Below are 20,723 nucleotides of genomic sequence, written 5' to 3' on the forward strand. Positions count from 1 at the left end.
CTCAAGACCCTCAAAGGCCTCACGCCCTACGAGCTCATCTGCAAACGCTGGACCATCGAGCCCGAAACGTTCAAGCTCAACCCGATCCATCAAATCCCGGGACTAAACGACTAGCATTGGGGCGCTTGGCTCACCTTGCTCCACAGCGAACTGATTTGGGCCAGCGACATCGCAGCCGGACGAAGGCCCGAGCGCCCGGCAACGACGACCAGTGAGATCCCTACGTCGCTGCCGCAGCCGCCAGCGACGTCCGTGCCGATACGCTCCAAATGGTCGACGGCGTCCTCGCAAATCGCCGAACATGATCTGGAGGTGCAGGGAAACCGTGAGGAAGATCTCACGGTCGCCGGTCGAAGATGCGCTCACCAGAGCGGCAGGCTTTGCATCATCGCGTGAGATATGTCGCTGCCGTCAGCGCGTGGACTCGAACGACGTGGAGGAAATCCTCGATCGAGCCCGATTCGTTCGGGGCCGCGATATTGCGCGAATTCGGCCCATAGACATAGGCGGGAACGCCGGCCTCCCGCCAGAAGCGGCAGTCCGAACCCGCGAGCATCGGCAGGAGAACCGGTTTCGGCCGATCGAGCGAGACGACGGTGTCGGAGATGATGTCGATTATCTCGTGCTGCGTCGCGCTCCAGTTGGTGGGCGATCCGCCGATCTCGAACACTTCGGCCCCCGGGGTCCTCTCGACGATCTCGATCGCGCGGCGAAGCGTCTCATCCTTCGGAGTTCCGACCGGCTCGCGAATATCGACATGAAACTCACAATAATCGGCAATCATGTTAGCGGTCGTTCCACCGCCGATGGTGCCGATGTTCACCGTGTACTGCTTGATGACGTCCGCGGTGCCGACGCCCATGATCTTGTCGATGAGTGACCGGACGTCGGCCTTGTTGAGATGATCGAGAATCTCGACCGGGATGCCTTCGCCCTCCGAGCCCGCCATCGTCTTCAGCGCGAGGATGATCTCACAGGCCTTGTCGATGGCGCTCGGGCTCAGATGCGGATAGGGCGAGTGCGCGCCGCGCGTCTTGACCCGCACCTTGAAGCGGATGATGCCCTTTTCGCCGAAGCGGATCGTCTCGACGCCGGTCGGTTCGCCGTTCAGCAGGCAATCGCCACGGACCCGCTCCGGCATCGTCTCGAACAGATAGCCGGCGCCCCAGCGCCCGCTCGTTTCCTCGTCCGAGACCACCGTCAGCGTCAGCCTACCTTTCAGCCTGTCGCGCAGGCGGTCGAGGTAACGGTAGCAGTAGATGCTCGCGGTCGTACCGGGTTTCATATCCGTCGAGCCCCGCCCGAACACGCGGCCGTCGACGACATCGCCGCACCAGGGATCGCGCTCCCAGGAATCCGGATTTCCGATCGGGAACACGTCGGCATGGCCGTTCAGGACCAGGTGCCGTCCGGGCTTCCCGGTGTCGAAATCGGCGACGATGTTCGGCAGGTGCTCCTTGTCCTTCGCGAAGACGACATCATGGCCGATCTTCCATTCGGTCAGCCGGTCGGCAACGAAGCCGATCGCCTCTCGAGTGTCGCCCGGCGGGTTCGGCGAGCGCGCCTTGACGAAGTCGCGGTAGAACTGGACGAGCTCGTCCTCGTCCTGCTTGATCCAGTCGAGAATGGTCGTTCTCAGATCGCTCATCTCATCATCTCCATATCTCACGCCGTTGGTGCATCACGCGCGCGACTTCTGCGACGAAGCGGATCGCCCCCAGGCCGGCCTCGGCCTCGTCGCCCCGGACCACAGCTTTCAGCATGCTGAGCTGGGCCCGCACGACATCAAGGTCGGGAGCGGAACGCTTGCGGAAATACAGGGCTCGTGACAGGCCATGGACCGGAGCGATCGCGTCCGCCAGGAAGACGTTTCCAGCAGCCTTCAGGAGCAGCGTCTTGGCACTCTGGTCGAGCGTAATGGCCGAGCCGTTCTGGTAATCGGTCACGCCGTCGATGCCTTCCACCACCTCCGCGAGCCGCTGGCGGTCCTCGCGGCTGGCATGCCGTGCAGCCAGCCGGCAGAGCATGCTTTCGAGCGGGCGGCGTGCCTCGGTCAGGCGCGACAGATCGTAGGCGTCGAAATTCGTGACCAGGAGCCCGCGCCGCGGCACGATCGTCACGAGCCGATGCGCCGCGAGGCGCTGCAAGGCCTCGCGCACCGGCGTCCGTCCGAGCCCGAGCTCCTGGCTCAGCTGCCCTTCGCTGAGGAGCTCGTCGACGGCGTAGGCGCCGGTGACGATCTTCCATTCGATCAGGTCGTAGGCCTTGTCCGCCAGCCGGAGCTCGATATCGGCGATCTCGGAGTGTTCATCCGCGCGTGCGCCGACCGGCTTGCCAACCTCCGCTCCGAACCGTGCCAGCGCTTCGATGAAGGCATCGCTGGCTCTTCCCGCGGCATCCGCATCGCCCCGCGCGATGTGGTCGATTAGAGCCGCCTGGGCCAGGCCGACCGCGCGTACCGGCTCGACAGCCTGCGCGAAATAGAAGCGACGGGCGAGGCCGTAGAGCGGCCGCACGGCGGCGCTCAGGAATTGGTTCTCGCAGATGTCCATCTCGAGCAGCTTGAAGCGCCGGTCCATCTCGAGCGCCTTGGCCAGATCGCCGGATTCCATCGCCTCGCGAAGCCCCGCGGCCAAGCAGTGCAGCGACTGGCGCTGAGGCCAGCTGGCAGTCAGCGCGACATTGCTGACGATGACCCGCTCGACCTCACGGCGCAGGCTCAGCCCGGCCATGTACTGGTCGATGTCGATCGCGCTGACGCGGGCGCCCTTGCGCTGGATGATCGTGACGAGCCTTTCCCGAGCCAGACGCTGGAGCGCCTCGCGCACGGGGGTGCGCCCGATGCCGATCGCCTTGCTGAGCGACGCCTCCGAGAGCAGGGCACCGGGCGGGATCTCGCCGACGATGAGCTGCTTCTCGATCAGGTTATAGGCGACCGTCGTCAGCGACGTGCGGGGCTCGGGCTCCTCGCCGGCGAGATCGCCCGCCTGATCGACCATTCTCTGGCGGGGCTTCGTCACCGTCAGAGATCGCTGCAGGCGTAGGTTCTCGGCGAGACTTCGGCGGCCGTACGCTGCCGGCGGTCCCGGTTGGGCATGTCCGCGACCACGCGTTCCTGGATTTCCGCTACCGTTTCCGCCTGCCGCTTATGGTCGATCGTCAGAACCTCGCCATCTCCGACCACCTTCCTGCCGCCGACATACACGTCCTTCACCGCCCGATCGCAGGCGCTGAAGATCAGGCTGCGGAGCGGATCGTAGAGCGGCTGCATGATCGGATTGGTCAGGTCGACGACGACGATGTCCGCTTTCGCACCGACCGCCAGACGGCCGATATCGTCGCGCTGCAGCGCCCTGGCGCCGCCGATGGTGGCGGCATCGAAGACATCGGCGGTGGTCGCGGAGAACATGTGCTGGTCCGCGACGCGGGACATGATCGCCGCCTGGCGCATCTCCTCCAGCATATTGTGCGGGTCGCAATCGGTGCCGATGCCGACATTGATGCCGGCCCGGCGGTAGCGGCCGAGGCTCTCCAGCGTGACGCCCAGCCGGCTCAGCACCACCGGGCAATGCGACACGGACGATCCGGAACGCGCCAGGATGTCCAGATCGGTGCGCGTGTGCCAGTGAACCCAGGAGTGATGGTCGAGGATCGCGCCATGCCCGATGATGGTGGTCGGTCCCAGGACGCCGATCGTCTCCAGCCACTGGATCGATGTCAGCCCGGTGCGGCGCACCATCTCGTGGAATTCCATCACGGACATCGCCGCGTGCAGATGGTAGGGCCAGCCCCGTTCCCCTGCCAGCTGATGGGCCTCGCGCAGCAGTTCCGGCGTGCAGGTGTCGACCGACATCGGCGACATCATCGGCGTCAGGCGTCCGGAGCTGCTGGCCTCTGTCTCAGCCAGGACCTCCTTCGCCTTCCGGTAGGCCGACTGCCCGCCATCGGGCGCCCAGCGGTATTCGAGCTGGTGCGGGCTGATCGCCGCGATCGAGGCGCAATCGAAGAGCGGCGAGATCGAGGCGCGGATGCCGGAGCTTTCGACGCCCTCCACCCAGCCCGGGAAAGGGTAGGACATGTCGACATAGGTGGTGACGCCGCTCAGCAGCAATTCGCAATGCGCGAGCTTGCTGACATGCCGCCGCGTCTCGGCGGGCGGGATGAACAGACCCCACCCCTCGTAGAGCCCGCTGAAGAAGAAGTTGGGATTGCCCAGTTCCTCCCGTACGCCGCGATAGGCCGGCATCGTCGAGGAGTGGTTGTGGATGTCGACCAGCCCGGGCATCAGGCACAGGCCGCTTCCGGGCAGCTCCTCGTCGCAGTGTCCCTCGAAGCGGCCGGGACCGGCGAACAGGATCGTATCGCCTCGAAACGCGACGTCGGCGTTGCGATGATAGCGATGGCCGGCAGCGGTGGAATCCCAGCCGATTACCCAGTCGGCTCCACGAAAGCAAACGGTCTTTTCAGTCACGCTCCGTCCTTCCTCGCTCAACTGACGCCGAGAATCGCGCATGCATCGCGGGCGACCGTGATGAAGACCCTTGTGCCGGGCCTCAGCAGGTCCCCGGCTCCGGCTCCGTCCTCCCGGGAGGTCCGTTGCGAGAGCTTGAAATTCGTACCGCCGACATCGACGACATATTGCGTGTCGTCGCCGAGATAGCTGGAGTCGACGATGCTGCCCGCAAGGCGATTGCCGGGGAGCGCCGCGTCGCGCGGCTCGCTGACGCTCAATTTCATGTCCGAACCGCGGATCACGACATCGGCCCTGTCGCCGGCGCGTACCGGCATCTGGCGCGTCTCTCCGCCGGGAACCGCCCACAGCTCGGTGCCGTTATCCAGTCGAACGCGCCATTGTCCGCTCGTATCCGCGGCGCTCTCCAGGACCTCGCAGCCGCAGATGTTGGCCTGGCCGAGGAAGCCGGCGACGAAGCGGTTCCGCGGAAACCGATAGACCGATTTCGGATCGCCGATCTGCTGAACCACGCCCTGGTTCATCACGACGATCTCGTCGGACATCGCCAGTGCTTCCTGCTGGTCGTGCGTCACCAGGATCGTCGTCAGCCCGAGGGCCTTCTGGATCAGCTTGATCTCGACGCGCATATTGTCGCGCAAGTTGGCGTCGAGCGCCGAAAGCGGTTCGTCGAGCAGCAGGACGTCCGGCTCGAAGACCACGGCGCGCGCCAGCGCGATGCGCTGCTGCTGGCCTCCGGACAGCTGGTTCGGATAGCGCTCCTCCATTCCCGGCAGACGGACGACGTCGAGGGCCCGTTTGATTTTCGCCGCCATCTCCGCCTTGGCGACGCCGCGATATTTGAGGCCGAAGCCGATATTCTCGGCGACCGTCTTGTGCGGGAACAGCGCGTAGTTCTGGAAGACCAGCCCGATATTGCGCTTGTGGATCGCGACATTGCCGACGGAGCGCCCGTTGATCGCGATCTCTCCGCGCGACGCCGTTTCCAGGCCGGCGATCAGGCGCAGCAGCGTCGTCTTTCCGCAGCCGGACGGCCCGAGCAGGCTGGTCAGGCTGCCCTTGCGCAGCGAGAGGTTCACGTCGCGCACGGCGACGAACGAGCCGAAGGCCTTGGCGACGCCGTCGAGCCTGACGGCGTCAGGGGTTCCATCCGCAAACTGCGACACAGCAGGTGGGCTCGTGCCCACCTGCGTCCGGTCGCGCGGGATCTGCGCATTCATCAGAAGCCCTTCTCGATGCGGGAATACATCGGCTTCCAGGACTTCTCGTTCTTCGTCCAGTAATCTGGATCGGAAACGGCGAACTTCGACAGGGTGCCGGTGGGGTCGAAATTCGGCAGCGCCTTGACCGCATCCGGCAGCGCGACCTTGGTCGGATCGAGCGTCGGCGGATAGAGCTGGGCCTCGGCGACGGCGATCAGGACCTGCGGATCGAGCAGGAAGTTCAGGAACTGCTCGCACGCCTCCACCGGCGCGCCTTTCAGGACCAGCAGGTCGGAGCCCCAGCAATACCCCTTCGAGTAATCGACGTAGCCGATGTCGCTGTTGCGCGCCATCAGGGCGGCGGCGCGGCCGGACCAGATGTCACTCGCGTAAACCTCTTCCGATGCGAGCAACTCCGTCGATTCAGCTCCTGACCCCCAGTATTTCTTCACGAGGGAGCGGCTCTCGCGAACCTTCGCCCAGATCGCATCCATGTCCTTGATGTTGTTCGGATCCTGCTTGGTCTGGAGCGCCGCCGCCCAGATCCGGGTCTGGAAGTCGTTATGCCCGCTCAGCTTGCCCTTGAGCTTCGGGTCGATCATCAGCATCTCGCGCTCGGCGCTGGCGCGCTCGGGCGAGATGTACTTCTTGTTATAGGCGATGCCGGTGTTGCCATAGCTGTAGGGGATCGCGGACAGGCCGTTCGGCGTGACCTTGCGGAATGGGTCGATGGCCGCGGCCATGACATGCTTCAGATTGGGAATGTTGTTCTCGTTGAGAACCACGCCGAAGCCCGCATCGGTCCAGCGCTTGTACCAGGCGATGCCGGCCGAATTGACCACGTGGAAGTCGCCGGGACGTCCGGCCCGTGCCTGGGTGAGGATCTCTTCCTCGAGGCCGAAGGTGCCTTCGACGATCTTGATCTGCGTGGCCTTCTCGAATTGCGCGATGCCGGTCTTGCGCATCGCCTCCTGGGCGACGCCTCCCCAGGCGTGGAACTTGATCTCCTTGACCCCAGCTTGAGCCATCGCGCGCAAGGGCCCGCCGGTGACGCCGGCTGCGAGCCCGGCAATCCCGACGAGTCCGAGGAAGCTCCGGCGATCGAGATCGCCGGCGAGAAAGCGGCTCTTGAGATGGTCCAGTTGCCGATAGTCCAACGGCTTGCTCATCCTCGTCCCCTTTTGTTTCTGGTTGGCGTCCTATGCGTGGGCAGCGGGCGCGGCCCTCGTCTGCCCGGCCAGGCGGTTCCCGATCGCGCCGGCCAGAACCGAAAGTCCGATCGTGATCACGATCATGACGGTTCCCAGGGCGTTGATCTCGGGACTGACCGAGTCCTTCAGCATCGCAAAGATCTGGGTCGGCACGGTCTCGATCCCGGCCGGCCGCCAGAACAGCGATGCGGTCAGGTTGTCGAAGGAGATCGTGAAGGAGAACAGCAGCGCCGCAACGATCGCGGGCAGGCTCAACGGCAAGGTCACCTCGCGGAACACTGCGAAGGAGGATGCTCCGAGACTTGCCGCAGCCTCCTCATAGGTCCGCCCCAGGCCTGCGAGCCTGGCCTGCAGGACCAGCACGCCGAACGGCAGCGTCAGCAGCACATGGCCCATCAGGAGAAGCAGATAGGTCCGCGGCAGATCGAGCGCGCGCAGCAGCAGCAGCAGCCCGACTGCGAGAACCGTCTCCGGAATGAGCAGTGGCGCGATGACGAGAATGCCCATGGCCTTGCGGCCGGCCATGCGGTGGCGGGCGAGCGCCATGGCCGCGAGCAGCGCCACCAGCGTGCCGATGAAGGCGGTCAGCACGCCAAGAGTGAAGGACGTGACGAAGGCCCCGACGATCGCCTGATTTTCCCAGAGCTTGACGAACCAGCGCCAGGACAGCCCCTGCATCGGAAAGGAGCCGAAATCGGCTGCGTTGAACGACAGGATCACGACCACGACGATCGGCGCGAACAGGAAGACGTAGACCAGGGCGGTGATCGCCTTGAGGAGGAGCCAGCCCCAGGACTGCTCCGGGCTGGTCGCGGGAGAGATCATGCCAGCCCCCGGGTCAGGCGTTCGAGCCCGAAATAGCGATTATAGAGCACGGTCAGGGCAGCCAGGATCATCACCAGTGCGACCGCCAGCGTCGAGCCCATCGGCCAGTTGATCTCGACCATCGTCGTGCTGAAGATCAGGTTCCCGAACAGGAAATCCCCTGGTCCGCCCAGGATGATCGGGGTGACATAGGCTCCCGCGGCCAGGACGAAGGCGAGCAGCGCGCCGGTCGCCACCCCCGGCATCGCGAGCGGCAAGGTGACCTCGCGGAAGACGGCGAAAGGTGGCGCGCCGAGCGTGCGCGCCACGGCAGGGAGGTTCCGGTCGCTGGCCTCGATCGCCACGAAGATGTTGAGGATGGTGAAGGGCAAGATGAAGTGTGTAAGGCCGATGATCACGGCCGCTTCATTGTAGAGCATCTCGAAAGGGGTTCCGATCAGGCCTGCCCATAGCAGGAAGGAGTTGATCGCCCCTCGCACGCCGAGGACATGGATCCACGACATCGTGCGAATGACGAAGCTGATCCAGAACGGCAATAGGAGCATCAGCATAAGCAGCCAGCGATAGCGCGCATTGGCCTGGGCGATGACATAGGCCGGAACAAACCCGACAACGACGCTGACCACCGTCGTGATCAAAGCAACGCGGGCCGTCTTCCATAAGGCATAATAGTAATAATTATCGGTGAGGAAGGCTATCCAGTTCTGAAGGCCAAGTTCGGCGCGGTCGACGCCGATGTCTACGTACAGAAACAATGTGTAGATCACCATGATCAGCATGGGGATCACGAGCAGCACACTCAGCAATATCAGGGCCGGTGCCATTAGCAGCCAGGGCCGTACGGATGTGGCGCTCAAGGTCCATCCCTCTTGTTGACATATTAGAAATGCCACAATCAATGCAGGCTGGCATCGACGCTTGCCGCTGTCAATCGGCTATTTTTTCCGAATTACCTGCACTAATAATGCATCCAGTGTAGAGGTTTGGCATTTTGAGGCTGTACACGCGGGAAATGCACGGCTAGTCTCTAATATGTCAGTGCGTGGCCGATGCGGTGCGGCGCTGGCCTCATTCAGAGCGCGGCGGGCTGCGGAATATGCTGAAGGGAGCTTTCGATGCCGAGGTCGGGTCGGAGGGGCGGGCCGAGATGCCGGCCGGCGGGGATGCGCGCCCTCGACCAGCCGCCATGCCGGAGACCTTGCCGGACTCCGCTGCCCCGCACGGGCACCCGCAGGGCATAGGCGTCAGTGTCCGCAGGGTCGAGGATCAGCGCTTCGTCACCGGCCGCGGACGTTATGTTGACGATCTGGCGACGCCCGGGGCGTATTTCGCCGCCTTCGTGCGCTCTCCGCATGCCCATGCCCGGCTGAGGCACATCGACGTTTCCGTTGCGGCCGCATCGCCCGGCGTAAGGGCCGTCTTCACCGGCGCCGACCTCGTCGCAGCAGGGGTCGGCTGCATGCCCTGCGGCTGGTTTTTGCGGGACCGGCATGGCGAAGCCATGGCGGAGCCGCGGCGCTATCCCCTCACGATCGACAAGGTCCGCCATGTCGGCGATCCGGTCGCCGTCGTCATCGCCGATAGCGTTTTCGCGGCGCATGATGCGGCCGAGGCGGTCAGCATCGATTTCGAGGTTCTGCCGGCCGTGACCCTCGGCAGCGAGGCCACCGCGCCGGGAGCGCCGTTGGTCTGGGACGATGTCGGGAGCAATATCTGCTGCGACTGGGAACTCGGCGACAGGGCAGCCGTGGACGAAGCCTTCGGCGGCGCGTCGCATGTCACCCGCATCGCCCTCGACAATAATCGCCTGATCGCGAACCCGATGGAGCCGCGTGCGGTGGTGGCTTCATTCGATCGCGCGACGGGCGACTACGTCCTGCACACGACGAGCCAGAATCCACATCTCGTGCGCACGGTGCTGTGCAACGCCATTCTCGGCATCTCGGAGACGCGCCTGCGCGTCGTCTCGCCGGATGTCGGTGGCGGCTTCGGTACCAAGGCGTCGCTCTATCCTGAGGAGACGGTCCTGACATGGGCGGCGGGGCAGCTCGGCGGAACGGTTCGCTGGACCGGCACGCGCTCCGAGGGCTTCCAGACCGACGTCCAGGGGCGCGCCCACGAGACTGTGGCCGAGATGGCGCTGGGGCCGGACGGAACTTTCCTGGCTCTGCGCGTGATGACCCATGCGAATGTCGGCGCCTATCTTTCGACCGGCTCGACCGCGATCCCGAGCTACTACTATGCCCCGCTGTTATGTGGGCCGTACCGAACGCCGGCGGTCTACTGCAATGTCGCCATCTGTTTCACCAACACCACGAGCGTCGATGCCTATCGTGGAGCCGGGCGGCCCGAGGCCACCTATCTGCTGGAACGCCTGATCGACAAGGCAGCCTGGGAGACCGGCATCGACCGTGTCGCCCTACGGCGTCGGAACCTGATCGAGCCGGATCAGTTCCCGTACCGCACGCCCCTCGGCCTCGAATACGATTCCGGCGATCATCACCGGACCTTGCAGCTGGCGCTCGAGGCGTCCGACTGGTCGAGCTTCCCCGCTCGCAAACGGAAGGCGGCACGGCGCGGCAAGCTGCGCGGCATCGGCGTTTCGACCTATGTCGAGGTCGCGGGTGGCACGCCTTCCAGGGTGAGCGGAGCGATGGGCAGCCGTGGCGGACGGGCGGAGGCGGCGCAGATTCGCGTGCATCCCGGCGGGGACGTGACCGTGTTCAGCGGCACGCACAGCCACGGTCAGGGTCACGAGACGACATTCGCGCAGATCGTCGCCGAGCGCCTGGGCATTCCGCTCGCTCGGGTGAAGATCGTTCAGGGCGATACCGAGAAGGTGCCGTTCGGCCGCGGCACCATCGCATCGCGCTCGCTCGTCATCGGCGGCTCGGCGATCCTGGCCGGCCTCGACAAGATCATCCGGAAGGGTGCGAAGATCGCCGCGCATCTCCTCGAGGCGAGCGCAACCGACATCGTCTACGAGAACGGCGAATTCCGTGTGCGCGGAACCGACAGATCCAAGAGCTTCGCTGGGATCGCGAGCGCCGCCTATCAACTGCACGATTTTCCGATCGCGGAGCTCGAGCCCGGGCTGGACGAGACCGCGTTCTATGACCCCCAGAACTGGACCTTTCCCGGGGGCTGTCACGTCTGCGAGGTCGAGATCGATCCCGAAACCGGCGCCGTCCGGATCGAGCGCATGGTCGCAGCCGACGATCTCGGGCGGATCATCAACCCGATGATCGTCGAGGGCCAGATCCATGGCGGGTTGGCGCAGGGCATTGGCCAGGCGCTGTTCGAATCCTGCGTCCACGACGAGGCCGGGCAGCTGCTCACCGGCTCGTTCATGGACTACCAGATGCCCCGCGCCAGCGATCTGCCGAGCTTCACGGTACTGACCCACGGCACGGATTGCGCGCATAACCCGCTCAAAGCCAAGGGGTGCGCCGAGGTCGGATCGGTCGGGTCGCCGCCAGCGATCGTGAATGCCGTCATCGATGCCTTGAGAGGTGCCGGCGTCACCTCCGTGGACATGCCTGCGACCCCGGCGGCCATCTGGCGCGCGCTGCAGGCCGCGAAGGCCCGTTCGTGACGAGCTGCCCGCCAAGACATCGCGCATCTCGTCGATGGTGCGTCGACCGGCCCGGCGGCTTGATGCCGGCCGCGGCCCCTCTGGCCGACCGCTCCGCCGCATGCCCGATCCGAGGAATGTCATGACCAGCGCTCGCGACCAGATTCTGGCATGGATCGAACAGGACGAGGACAGGATCATCCAGTTCTTTTCCGGCCTCGTGCGCTGCAAATCACCAAATCCACCGGGCGATACCCGGGAGGCGATGGATTTCGTTCAGGCTCATCTGGCGCAGGAAGGATTGCCTTTCAGAGAGGTCAACGCGCGGGAGGACTGGCCGAATCTGATCTCGTCGGTCGAAATGCCACGAGCCGGGCGCCATCTGATGTTCAACGGCCATCTCGATGTCTTTCCCGTCAGCAATCAGCCCGGCTGGACCGATGATCCGTGGAGCGGCAAGGTCGCCGACGGACGCGTCTGGGGCCGTGGCACCGGAGACATGAAGGCCGGGCTTACCGCGTCGATCTTCGCCTTCACCTATCTCGCGCGCTTGCGCGAGCGCTTCGGCGGCAAGGTCTCGCTGACAATCGTGTCGGACGAGGAGAACGGCGGTAAGTTCGGCGTCGGCCACATGTTTCAAGCGATCAGATCCGAAATGGACGCAGATTCCGTCCTCAGCGGCGAGTCGACCACCCCGCGCGGTGTGAGCTTCGGCGGCAAGGGCAACGTACAGTTCTCGGTGAAAGTCGCCACGCCCGGTGCGCATGCGAGCGCGCCTTTCAAAAGCGCCAACGCCATTCGCATCGCGACCGACATCATTCGCGACCTCGACGCGCTGGCCGAGCTGCCGGTCGAGATGCCGCGGGAACTCGTCGAAACGCTCGATGATCCCGAAGTCCGCGCATTGCTCGGCCCGGGGGCCGAAGCCATGCGCCGGATCACGCTCAATGTCGGCACCATACAGGGTGGCGCCAAGGTGAACGTGATCGCATCCGACTGTCTTTTCGAGTTCGAGGCGCGCATACCGATCGGGCTGGATCCGCAAGCCATCGTCGCAAAAGCAGAGGCGATCGTCGGTCGTTATCCGGAAGCGGCGATCGTTCATGTCGCAATGTCCGCACCGGATTATTGCAATCCGACCGGCGAGCTCGCGCGCATCCTTCAGGACACCGTCGAGGGTCTCGGACGCCTCCGCCCCGTAATGTTTCCCGCCGCCGCCCTGTCGGACTGCAAATATTGGCGGGATGCGGGGATCTCGGCCTATTGGTACGGCCCAACGCCGGCCGCAGGCACCGCCAACGAGTCGGTTTCGATCGATGAATTGCTCAATCTGGTCCGGACGCATGCATTGGCCGCTGCGACCTATCTCAGCGCCTGAGCCCGTCCATTCGGTACGTTGCCAGCCATCTTCGGCTGTGAACGGACAACGCCGAGAGATTGGCGACCGTCTCCAGCAGCGCCCGATGCCGGGGGCTCCGTTCGGGAAGCCTGAGGCGGAGCTCGTAGGGTCCTGCCGCTCAATGGCGGCCGACCTACGCTCTGCGAACGATATCGGCCGGGGTGATCGGCAGGTTGCGGACCCGTTTGCCGGTGGCGTTGAACACCGCATTCGCGATCGCCGCCGCAGCGCCCGGCAAGCCGATCTCGCCGAGCCCTCGCGCCCCGAATTCATTGAAGCGCTCGTCCGCTCCGTTCACGAAAACAACCTTGATGTCGGGGATGTCGGCATGCACGGGAACCGCATAGTCGGCGAGGTTGTCGTTCACCAAACGGCCCCTGACGGGATGAAACTCGCCCTTTTCCATCAAGGCCATGCCGATCCCGAAGATGATGCCTCCCTTGATCTGGCTCGCTGCCGTTTTGGGGTTGACGATCGTCCCGCAATCGAGCGCGCTGACGAACCTCGTCACCCTGATACGGCCGAGTTCCTCGTCGACCCTGACCTCCGCGAAATGGGCTCCGAACGAGTAAAAGCTCAGATTCTGCCCCGTCGGCATGCCGGTCGAACTCCCTTCGACGACGAGTTCGCTCGAGCCGGCGGCCGCGAGAATCTCGAACGGGGATCGGTTGGAGTCGGGGGCGATGCTGTGGGTGCGATCCATGGTTCGAAGCCGATCGAGGAGCGCGCGGCAAGCATTCGCGGCAGCCGGGAGGACGCTGGCGGTGGATTTCGATCGCCCCGCCGTCGGCGCGTTGGGAAAATCCGAGCTGGCCAAGCGGACGACAAGGTCCTCCAGCGGCCAGCCGAGCGCGTCGGCGACGGTCTGCGCCAGGATCGTATACATGCCGGTGCCGATGTCGGTTGCCGATGTTTCGATCACGAGAGGGCCGTCCTGGCGCAGGCGCAAGCGAACGGTCGCAGCCAGCGCCGGGGCCGGATAGGCTGTGGTCGCCATGCCGAAGCCGATGAGTTCGCTCTTCGACCGCATAGAGCGCGGTGGCGTGAAGCCATGCTCCCAGCCGAAGGCGGCACTGCCTTGCTCGTAGCAGTCTTTCAGACGGTTCGCAGACCAGTCGCGCGCATGATAGGCGTCGCGCGACGCAAAATTGCGCCGGCGCAGCGCGATCGGGTCCATCTGCATGCGATGGGCGAGTTCGTCCAAGGCGCATTCCAACGCAAATGAACCGGGCGTTTCGCCTGGCCCGCGGAACACCGTCGGTGACGGAATATTCTTGCGCGTGACGTAGTGACGGACGTCGAGATCGGCAGTCTCGTACAGCATCAGGGAATTGAGGCCGCAGGGCTCGAAGAAGTTGCCCCGAATCGAGGTCGGCACCCAGGAGACATGCGAAAGACCATTCAGCCTGCCATCGCCGCCGGCTCTGAGGTCCACGTCCTGATGCGTGACCGAGCGGTGACCTGAAGCGACGACCATGTCCGCTCTGCTGAGTTGGATGCGGATCGGCCTGCGCAAGGCTCGCGAGATATGAGCCGCCAGAGCCTGATGCGGCCACATCTGGTTCTTGGCGCCGAAGCCACCTCCAACATAGGAGGAGACGACCCGGACCTTCTCCGTCGGCACCTTCAGGGAGCGGGCGATGAATTCGCGTGCCGCCCAGACGCCTTGCGTCGAGTCGAACACGGTAGCGCCGTCATCCTGCCAATCCGCGACCGTCGCGGATGTCTCCATGGGATGGTGAAACTGCACGGGCGTGACATAGGTTTCGCGGATCGCGGCCTGGTCGGGGCGGCTGGACTCGAGCCCGGAGCGCTGCACATGCATGTCCGCGCCGAAGAAGAAGGTCGGCGAAAGGAAGCGGTCGCTGTCCTTGTCGAGTTCCGTCGAGGCCGGGTCTTCGACGAACTCCGCGGTGACGAGCAGCGCTGCCTCTCGCGCCGCTTCCAGTGTTTCGGCGACGACCAACGCAATCCATTGACCGGCGAAGACGATCTCGGAGCCGGTCAATGGCTGATACAGGGGCTGCGCGGTCGGCTCGGCTTCCGCCAAGGCCGTTCGCCCGAGCGCCTCGGCGCTCAAGTTCCACGATGCGTTCTCCGGCCCCCAATCCAAAGCCTCGGCCGCGTTGCAGTGCGTATAGATCGCGATCACCCCATCGACCGCCTCTGCCTCGGCGACCGCGACCCGCATGATCCTGCCGGCGGCGATGGGGCTTCTGACTGCCCAGACATAGGCTTGGTTCGGAAGGCGGCGGTCTGCGGCGTAAGCCGCCCGGCCTGTCACCTTCAACGCCCCCTCGATCCGAGAGCGAGGCTCGCCGAGATGTTTTGGCATTGCTACTCCGCTGATGATCCGCGTGCGGTCACGTCGTCCCGCGCTCGATCCGGATCGAGGCAACGGTGGATCGCCCCGCGTGCCAGATCGAGCTTGTAGGCATTGTCCTTCGTCGGGCTGGCCGCCGCGAGCAGGGCGTCGCAGTAGCGCTCGATCGATTGCCGCCCAATGGCCTTTCCGATCAGTTCGGCTTCCGCTGTCCGGTCGCGCCAGGGAACGACCCCCAGCCCGCCCAGCGCTACGGCGACGTCGCGAACCACGCCCCCCTCGACGAGAATGGCCGATGCGATCGAGGCGCTGGCAAATTCATAGGAAGCGCGCCCGCGCAGCTTGAGATAGGTCGAGGCCGCCGCAAGCTCGGAGCGCGGCAGAACGACCTGCGTGATCAGTTCGCCCGGGCGCAGCACGGTCTCGATCTCGGGCGTCTCGGCGGGCAGGAGATAGAATTGCGAGATCGGCACGCTGCGCGGGCCGCTGGGCCCCACAAGATGCACCTCGGCATCGAGGGCCAGCAGCGCGACCGCCAGATCCGAGGGGTTCACCGCCATGCACGAGGCGCTGACGCCGAGCACGGCATGATGCGCGTTGGAGCCGCTCGCGGCGGTGCAGCCCGATCCGGGCTGACGCTTGTTGCAGGGCCAGTCGGTCGACCGAAAATACGGACATCGCGTCCGCTGCATCAGGTTTCCGGCCAGGCTCGCCATGTTCCGGATCTGGCCGGAGGCACCGGCGAGGATGGCCTGCGAAATCGCCGGAAAGAGGCGTCCGACGGTCTCGTTCGACGCGATCTCGCTATTGCTGGCCAAAGCCCCGATGGACAGAGCGCTCTGCCCGGGCGTGATCGCCGCCAAAGGCAGGATTCCGATGTCGACCAGCCTCGTCGGCGCTTCCACGCCGAGCTTCATCAGGTCGACGAGTGACGTGCCCCCTGCAAGTGCGCGGCTATCGGGGCGGCCCAGTTCCAGGAGCGCCTGCTCCAGGGTCTCGGCGCGGATATAGTCAAAGGCTCGCATTGGCCTTCACGTCCATGATCGCATCGACGATGCCGTTATAGGCGCCGCACCGACAGATATTGCCGCTCATGAATTCCTGAATCTGGGGCCTCGTGCGAAGTTCAGGATCGGCTATCGCCTCCAGCGCAGACATGATTTGACCGGGCGTGCAGTAGCCGCACTGCAATGCGTCATGGTCCAGGAACGCCTGCTGGATCGGATGGAGGCCTCCCTCGCGCTCCACCCCCTCGATCGTGGTCACGCTACGGTCTGCGGCCGAGATCGCCAGTTTCAGACAGGACAGTATCCGCTTCCCGTCCAAGAGGACGGTGCAGGCGCCGCATTGCCCATGGTCGCATCCCTTCTTCGGCCCGGTCAGGGCGCAGTCTTCCCGCAGGAAATCCAACAGCGTTCGACGGGGGTCGACCTCGGCTTCCATTCGGGAGCCGTTCACGGCGATGCTGAGGCGGACAGGGGACCTGGGATCTGGCATCGATTTCGGCTCGAAGGGATTGGGCTCAAATGAAGGGAGGCATCAGGGACCCGATGCCTCCCGACTAACCGTCAAGCGAGAAGGAGCTTCGCCGCCTGGAGCTTGCTCTTGATATCTTCGAGGCTTCCCTCGTACTCCCAGGTCTGAACGGTATCGTGCGGACATTCGATGAAGATATACTTCTCGGTGAACGACAATATCCTGTCCAGCTTGATCACTTTTTCGACGAATTCACGCGGCGGGTGATCGGTCACGACCGGGTTCAGATCCTCATCATATCCGTGAAAAATCTTGTCGGCCTTGATGCGCGCCGTGATGTACATCGGTATTTGCTCCTGTCGGTGAGTTGGATGGAAGGGCGTTTCTTCAAGCGGCAGCCGGGCGAGACGCTCAGTTCGCGCTTGAATGGAGATGGCAGGCCACCTGCCGGCCGCTCGTGCCTCCGGCGACTTCCGCCAGAACAGGCGGCACTTCACGGCATTTGGGCATGGCCATCGGACAGCGCGTGTGAAACCGGCAGCCCGATGGCGGCTTCATCGGGCTCGGAATTTCCCCGATCATCTCGATCCGCTTTCTGCGCGGGACGCTTGGCGGCAGCGGTTCGGCGATCGCGGAGAACAGCGCCTGCGTGTAGGGATGAAGCGGCTGCTGCCAGAGTTCCTTCTTGGGAGAAATCTCGACGATCTCACCGAGATACATGACGGCGATGCGGTCGGCGAGATAGCCGACGACCGACAAGTCGTGTGAGATGAAGAGGTAGGCCGCGCCACTCAGATCCTGCAGGCGCCGCAGCAGGTTGATGATCTGAGCCTGGATCGAGACGTCCAAGGCCGAGACGGGCTCATCGCAGACGACCAGACTCGGCTCCAGTGCGATGGCCCTGGCGATAGCGATCCGCTGACGTTGGCCGCCCGACAATTCGTGCGGATAGCGGTTGGCATGGTCGGCGTGCAGCCCGACATTCTCGATGAGATCGCCGACCTTTTTCGCCCGCTCGGTGGAACTGCCGATGCGATGCACGGAATAGGGCTCCGTAAGGATCTGTCCGATCGTGCGTCGTGGATTGAGCGAGGCGTAAGGATCCTGGAAGACCATCTGGATGTCGCGGCGAACGGGTCTCATTTCGGCGCGCGAAAGATGGGCGATGTCCCGGCCCTTGAAGACGATCGCGCCTTCGTCGGGCTCGTGCAGGCGCATGATCGTGCGTCCCAAAGTGGACTTGCCGCAACCGGACTCGCCGACGAGCGCAAGTGTCTCGCCCGGCTTGACGGCAAAGCTGATGTTGTCCACCGCGCGAACGGTCCCGGATGGCGTCCGATGGTGCTTTACGAGTTTCTCGACCGACAGGAGCGACATCGTCAGGGTTCCGAATGGATGCAGGCGACGGCGTTGTGTCGGTGGCCTTGCTGTAACGGGGGCGCGGCGGCCAGGCAGGCGTCGCTGCGCCGGTCGCACCTCTGGTAGAAGGCGCAGCCCTGGCCGAGGCGGTCCATCGGCGGAACGGCGCCGGGAATCTCGGCGAGCGGCCGAACAATTCCGCTCAGAACGTCCTCGGGCCGGGGCACGCTGGCAAGCAGAGCCCGGCTATAGGGATGTTTGGGACCACGGAAGAAGCTCTCGGCATCCGCTTCCTCGACCTTGCGCCCGGCATACATGACCATGACGCGCTGGGCCCATTCGGCGACCACTCCCAGATCGTGCGTGATCAGGATCACGCCCATGCCGAGCTCGCTTTTGAGGCGGTCGATCAGCGCCAGGACCTGCGCCTGGATCGTCACGTCAAGCGCCGTCGTCGGCTCGTCCGCGATCAGAACCTTGGGGCGGCATGCGAGCGCGATCGCGATCACGATCCGCTGGCGCATTCCCCCGGAAAGATGGTGCGGATACTGGTCGAAGCGGGCTCTGGCCTCCGGTATGCCGACCAGATCCATCAGCTCCAGGCCACGACGATTTGCATCCGCGCGGCTGCAGTCGTCGTGCTCCAGGATGCTTTCGACGATCTGGCGCCCGACCGGCATGAGCGGGTTGAGGCTCGTCATCGGCTCCTGGAAGATCATCGAAACGTCCTTGCCGCGGACGCCTCTCATTTCGGCCTCCGAGAGCGCCAGCAGATCGCGCCCGTCCAGCATCACCCGGCCGCCCCCGGACCGCGCGATCCGCGGTGGCAGGAGCCGCATGATCGAGTGCGCCAGCATGCTCTTGCCGCAGCCCGATTCTCCGACGACCGCCAGGGTCTCACCGGCCGCGACGGACAGGTCGACTTCGTCGACGACCGGAAACCAGGCGCCGCGCGTCGACCGGAACTCGGTCCTGATGCGCTCGACGGAAAGCAGATTCTGGGCGGCCATCAGCGCTTCTGCCTCGGATTGAGTGCTTCGTTCAGGGCATCGCCGACCAGATTGATCGCCAGAACCGTCAACAGGACGGCGAGACCCGGCAGCGTGACCATCCACCAGGCGGTCCTGATCGCGGCTCTTCCCGCGCCGATCATGAAGCCCCACGTCATGATGTTGGGGTCGCCGAGCCCCAGGAACGAGAGGCCTGATTCGAACAGGATGGCGGTGGCCACCATCAGCGAGCCGGCGACGACGATCGTCGACAGGACGTTCGGCAGGATCTGGACGATCATGATCCGCAGATCACCCATCCCGAGCGCGAGGCAGGCGGAGGTGAACTCCCTGTTCTTGACCGCGATGACTTCGGCACGCACCAATCGGGCGAGCGGTGCCCAGGAGACGATGGCGATCGCGCCGATCACGTTGGGAAGCGTCGGCCCCAGGATCGCGACGATGACGATGGCGCCGATGAAGGTCGGGATCGTCTGAAAGAACTCGGTGATGCGCATCACCGCGGAGTCGATGCTCCCCCCGTAATATCCGGCCGTTCCGCCGATCACCGTGCCGAGCACGGTGATGAACAGTGTCGCCACGGCTCCGACGACGAGAGAGATGCGTGCTCCGTAGGCGATCCCCGCGGCGATATCCCGCCCGAGCATGTCGGTGCCCAGGGGGAACTCGTCGAAGGGAGGGCTGAAGGGCGCGCCGACCATTTCGAACGGGCCGTCCGGGTAAAGCCAGGGCGCGGCGACGGCGAGCACGACCACGCAGGACAGCAGGAACATGCCGCAGGCACCGCCGGGGCTCCGCAGGACCCGCCCGAGAACGCCCAGGCCACGAAAAACTGTCTCAGCCATGAGCCCGCTTCCGCTTCAGTTCGATACGCGGGTCGACGATCGTGTAGATGACGTCGACGACGGCATTGGTGACGACGACCAGGATCGAGCTCAGGAAGAAAATGCCGAGCAGGAGATTCAGATCGCGCGCGAACAGGGATTCGAACGCGAGCAATCCGAGCCCCGGCCAGCCGAAGACGGACTCGATGATCACGGAGCCGCCCAGCATCGCCGAAACCTGCACTCCGGCCATGGTGAGGACCGGCAGGATGGCGTTTCGCAACGCGTGGCGCACGACGATCTTGCGGTCACCCAGGCCCTTGGCGCGCGCCGTCTTGATGAAGTCGAGACCGAGCGTTTCGAGCATGGATGCCCGCATCAGGCGCGTGTAGAGCGCGATGTAGAAACAGGACAGAGCCAGTGCCGGCAGGACGAGATGATGCAGTACGTCCAGCATCGCGCGAAGGCCTGTATAGTCGGCTCCGACGGTGATGATGCCGCTGGTCGGAAACCAGCCGAGATGAATCGAGAAGACGATGATGAACATCAGCCCGATCCAGAACAGCGGCGTCGCGTAGGAAACGACGGCGAACACCGTGATGATATGGCTGATGAGCGTCCGGTCGCGGATCGCCGCGACGGCTCCCAGCACGATGCCCAGCGAGACGGAAACGATCATCGCGGCGGTCATCAGCAAGGCGGTCGCGCCCAGACGCTCGAAGATGAGGCTGGAGACTTCCCGATTATGCCGGAACGAGTAGCCGAGATCGAACAGGGCGATGTTCTTCATGTAGCTGAAGAACTGGACGTAAAGCGGCTGATCCAGGCCGAATTGCCGCCTGATCTGCTCCATATACTGCTCGCTCGCAGCACCGGCCTCGCCCGCGAGAACCTGGGCGGCATCACCCGGTGCGAGGCGGATGAGAAAGAAATTGACCACCACGATGGCCAGAATGATCGGCAGCCCCCGGATCAGGCGATCCAGGATGTACTTGCCCCGCGCAACCCACATTGACGGACCTCGAAAGCGGATCGGAGAGGCGTGGGCG

17 protein-coding genes and 1 pseudogene are annotated in these 20,723 nt (G+C 64.6%); 3 read left to right on the top strand and 15 right to left on the bottom strand.

Annotated features, from left to right (window positions below; all coding sequences use genetic code 11):
- Nucleotides 1–114 (top strand): annotated as a pseudogene (locus ACWGRX_RS24665) (IS481 family transposase); the annotation flags it as partial.
- 271 nt (nucleotides 115–385) lie between these two features.
- Here ACWGRX_RS24665 and ACWGRX_RS24670 read toward each other — a convergent pair.
- Genes ACWGRX_RS24670 through ACWGRX_RS24700 form a run of 7 tightly spaced genes read right to left on the bottom strand, consistent with a single transcriptional unit; the run spans nucleotide 386 to nucleotide 8,566 of the window.
- On the bottom strand, nucleotides 386–1,648 hold the full coding sequence (locus tag ACWGRX_RS24670) for a M20/M25/M40 family metallo-hydrolase (RefSeq protein WP_452119707.1): 1,263 nt from the start codon (nucleotides 1,646–1,648) through the stop codon (nucleotides 386–388).
- A gap of 4 nt (nucleotides 1,649–1,652) precedes the next feature.
- Nucleotides 1,653–3,020 (bottom strand): GntR family transcriptional regulator, encoded by a 1,368-nt coding sequence (locus ACWGRX_RS24675; RefSeq protein WP_452119708.1) that lies wholly within the window; start codon nucleotides 3,018–3,020, stop codon nucleotides 1,653–1,655.
- Nucleotides 3,021–3,022: 2 nt separating this feature from the next.
- Nucleotides 3,023–4,471: an amidohydrolase family protein gene (locus ACWGRX_RS24680; RefSeq protein ID WP_452119709.1), complete on the bottom strand. Its 1,449-nt coding sequence runs from the start codon at nucleotides 4,469–4,471 to the stop codon at nucleotides 3,023–3,025.
- A gap of 17 nt (nucleotides 4,472–4,488) precedes the next feature.
- Complete coding sequence (locus ACWGRX_RS24685) at nucleotides 4,489–5,691, bottom strand: ABC transporter ATP-binding protein (protein ID WP_452119710.1); 1,203 nt, start codon at nucleotides 5,689–5,691, stop codon at nucleotides 4,489–4,491.
- Complete coding sequence (locus ACWGRX_RS24690; protein WP_291640570.1) at nucleotides 5,691–6,842, bottom strand: ABC transporter substrate-binding protein; 1,152 nt, start codon at nucleotides 6,840–6,842, stop codon at nucleotides 5,691–5,693. The genes ACWGRX_RS24685 and ACWGRX_RS24690 overlap by 1 nt, the downstream gene beginning before the upstream one ends.
- Nucleotides 6,843–6,872: 30 nt before the next feature.
- Nucleotides 6,873–7,709: an ABC transporter permease gene (locus tag ACWGRX_RS24695; protein ID WP_291640572.1), complete on the bottom strand. Its 837-nt coding sequence runs from the start codon at nucleotides 7,707–7,709 to the stop codon at nucleotides 6,873–6,875.
- Nucleotides 7,706–8,566: an ABC transporter permease gene (locus ACWGRX_RS24700; RefSeq protein WP_291640574.1), complete on the bottom strand. Its 861-nt coding sequence runs from the start codon at nucleotides 8,564–8,566 to the stop codon at nucleotides 7,706–7,708. The genes ACWGRX_RS24695 and ACWGRX_RS24700 overlap by 4 nt, the downstream gene beginning before the upstream one ends.
- Before the next feature lie 329 nt (nucleotides 8,567–8,895).
- Between ACWGRX_RS24700 and ACWGRX_RS24705 the strand changes: the two genes are divergently transcribed.
- Nucleotides 8,896–11,304 (top strand): xanthine dehydrogenase family protein molybdopterin-binding subunit, encoded by a 2,409-nt coding sequence (locus ACWGRX_RS24705; RefSeq protein ID WP_452119738.1) that lies wholly within the window; start codon nucleotides 8,896–8,898, stop codon nucleotides 11,302–11,304.
- A 121-nt stretch (nucleotides 11,305–11,425) separates the two neighbouring features.
- Nucleotides 11,426–12,661 (top strand): M20/M25/M40 family metallo-hydrolase, encoded by a 1,236-nt coding sequence (locus ACWGRX_RS24710; RefSeq protein ID WP_452119711.1) that lies wholly within the window; start codon nucleotides 11,426–11,428, stop codon nucleotides 12,659–12,661.
- 154 nt (nucleotides 12,662–12,815) lie between these two features.
- Here ACWGRX_RS24710 and ACWGRX_RS24715 read toward each other — a convergent pair whose 3' ends face one another.
- The 8 genes from ACWGRX_RS24715 to ACWGRX_RS24750 all read right to left on the bottom strand — a co-directional run bounded on the left by ACWGRX_RS24715 (nucleotide 12,816) and on the right by ACWGRX_RS24750 (nucleotide 20,686).
- On the bottom strand, nucleotides 12,816–15,017 hold the full coding sequence (locus tag ACWGRX_RS24715) for a xanthine dehydrogenase family protein molybdopterin-binding subunit (protein ID WP_452119712.1): 2,202 nt from the start codon (nucleotides 15,015–15,017) through the stop codon (nucleotides 12,816–12,818).
- Nucleotides 15,018–15,019: 2 nt separating this feature from the next.
- A complete protein-coding gene (locus ACWGRX_RS24720; protein WP_452119713.1) occupies nucleotides 15,020–16,030 on the bottom strand; it encodes an FAD binding domain-containing protein in 1,011 nt (336 codons plus the stop codon).
- Nucleotides 16,017–16,502, bottom strand: coding sequence for a (2Fe-2S)-binding protein (locus ACWGRX_RS24725; protein WP_291644251.1), 486 nt, complete (start codon nucleotides 16,500–16,502; stop codon nucleotides 16,017–16,019). The genes ACWGRX_RS24720 and ACWGRX_RS24725 overlap by 14 nt, the downstream gene beginning before the upstream one ends.
- Nucleotides 16,503–16,573: 71 nt before the next feature.
- The gene (locus ACWGRX_RS24730; RefSeq protein WP_291640582.1) at nucleotides 16,574–16,825 is read right to left on the bottom strand and encodes a hypothetical protein; all 252 of its coding nucleotides are present in this window, start codon (nucleotides 16,823–16,825) and stop codon (nucleotides 16,574–16,576) included.
- 67 nt (nucleotides 16,826–16,892) lie between these two features.
- On the bottom strand, nucleotides 16,893–17,858 hold the full coding sequence (locus ACWGRX_RS24735) for an ABC transporter ATP-binding protein (RefSeq protein ID WP_452119714.1): 966 nt from the start codon (nucleotides 17,856–17,858) through the stop codon (nucleotides 16,893–16,895).
- Nucleotides 17,859–17,860: 2 nt separating this feature from the next.
- Nucleotides 17,861–18,850 (bottom strand): ABC transporter ATP-binding protein, encoded by a 990-nt coding sequence (locus ACWGRX_RS24740; protein WP_452119739.1) that lies wholly within the window; start codon nucleotides 18,848–18,850, stop codon nucleotides 17,861–17,863.
- The gene (locus ACWGRX_RS24745; protein WP_452119715.1) at nucleotides 18,850–19,695 is read right to left on the bottom strand and encodes an ABC transporter permease; all 846 of its coding nucleotides are present in this window, start codon (nucleotides 19,693–19,695) and stop codon (nucleotides 18,850–18,852) included. Before ACWGRX_RS24745 ends, ACWGRX_RS24740 begins: the two co-directional genes overlap by 1 nt.
- Nucleotides 19,688–20,686, bottom strand: coding sequence for an ABC transporter permease (locus tag ACWGRX_RS24750; protein WP_291640588.1), 999 nt, complete (start codon nucleotides 20,684–20,686; stop codon nucleotides 19,688–19,690). Before ACWGRX_RS24750 ends, ACWGRX_RS24745 begins: the two co-directional genes overlap by 8 nt.
- Nucleotides 20,687–20,723 lie beyond the last annotated feature (37 nt).

This window comes from Allobosea sp. NPDC055594, assembly GCF_053618995.1.

Excerpts from the sequence above, each read along its gene's own strand:
- ACWGRX_RS24670 (WP_452119707.1), bottom strand. The coding sequence starts at position 1,648 with ATGAGCGATCTGAGAACGACCATTCTCGACTGGATCAAGCAGGACGAG.
- ACWGRX_RS24685 (WP_452119710.1), bottom strand. The coding sequence starts at position 5,691 with ATGAATGCGCAGATCCCGCGCGACCGGACGCAGGTGGGCACGAGCCCA.
- ACWGRX_RS24690 (WP_291640570.1), bottom strand. The coding sequence starts at position 6,842 with ATGAGCAAGCCGTTGGACTATCGGCAACTGGACCATCTCAAGAGCCGC.
- ACWGRX_RS24695 (WP_291640572.1), bottom strand. The coding sequence starts at position 7,709 with ATGATCTCTCCCGCGACCAGCCCGGAGCAGTCCTGGGGCTGGCTCCTC.
- ACWGRX_RS24705 (WP_452119738.1), top strand. The coding sequence starts at position 8,896 with ATGCCGGAGACCTTGCCGGACTCCGCTGCCCCGCACGGGCACCCGCAG.
- ACWGRX_RS24710 (WP_452119711.1), top strand. The coding sequence starts at position 11,426 with ATGACCAGCGCTCGCGACCAGATTCTGGCATGGATCGAACAGGACGAG.
- ACWGRX_RS24715 (WP_452119712.1), bottom strand. The coding sequence starts at position 15,017 with ATGCCAAAACATCTCGGCGAGCCTCGCTCTCGGATCGAGGGGGCGTTG.
- ACWGRX_RS24720 (WP_452119713.1), bottom strand. The coding sequence starts at position 16,030 with ATGCGAGCCTTTGACTATATCCGCGCCGAGACCCTGGAGCAGGCGCTC.
- ACWGRX_RS24725 (WP_291644251.1), bottom strand. The coding sequence starts at position 16,502 with ATGCCAGATCCCAGGTCCCCTGTCCGCCTCAGCATCGCCGTGAACGGC.
- ACWGRX_RS24730 (WP_291640582.1), bottom strand. The coding sequence starts at position 16,825 with ATGTACATCACGGCGCGCATCAAGGCCGACAAGATTTTTCACGGATAT.
- ACWGRX_RS24735 (WP_452119714.1), bottom strand. The coding sequence starts at position 17,858 with ATGTCGCTCCTGTCGGTCGAGAAACTCGTAAAGCACCATCGGACGCCA.
- ACWGRX_RS24740 (WP_452119739.1), bottom strand. The coding sequence starts at position 18,850 with ATGGCCGCCCAGAATCTGCTTTCCGTCGAGCGCATCAGGACCGAGTTC.
- ACWGRX_RS24745 (WP_452119715.1), bottom strand. The coding sequence starts at position 19,695 with ATGGCTGAGACAGTTTTTCGTGGCCTGGGCGTTCTCGGGCGGGTCCTG.
- ACWGRX_RS24750 (WP_291640588.1), bottom strand. The coding sequence starts at position 20,686 with ATGTGGGTTGCGCGGGGCAAGTACATCCTGGATCGCCTGATCCGGGGG.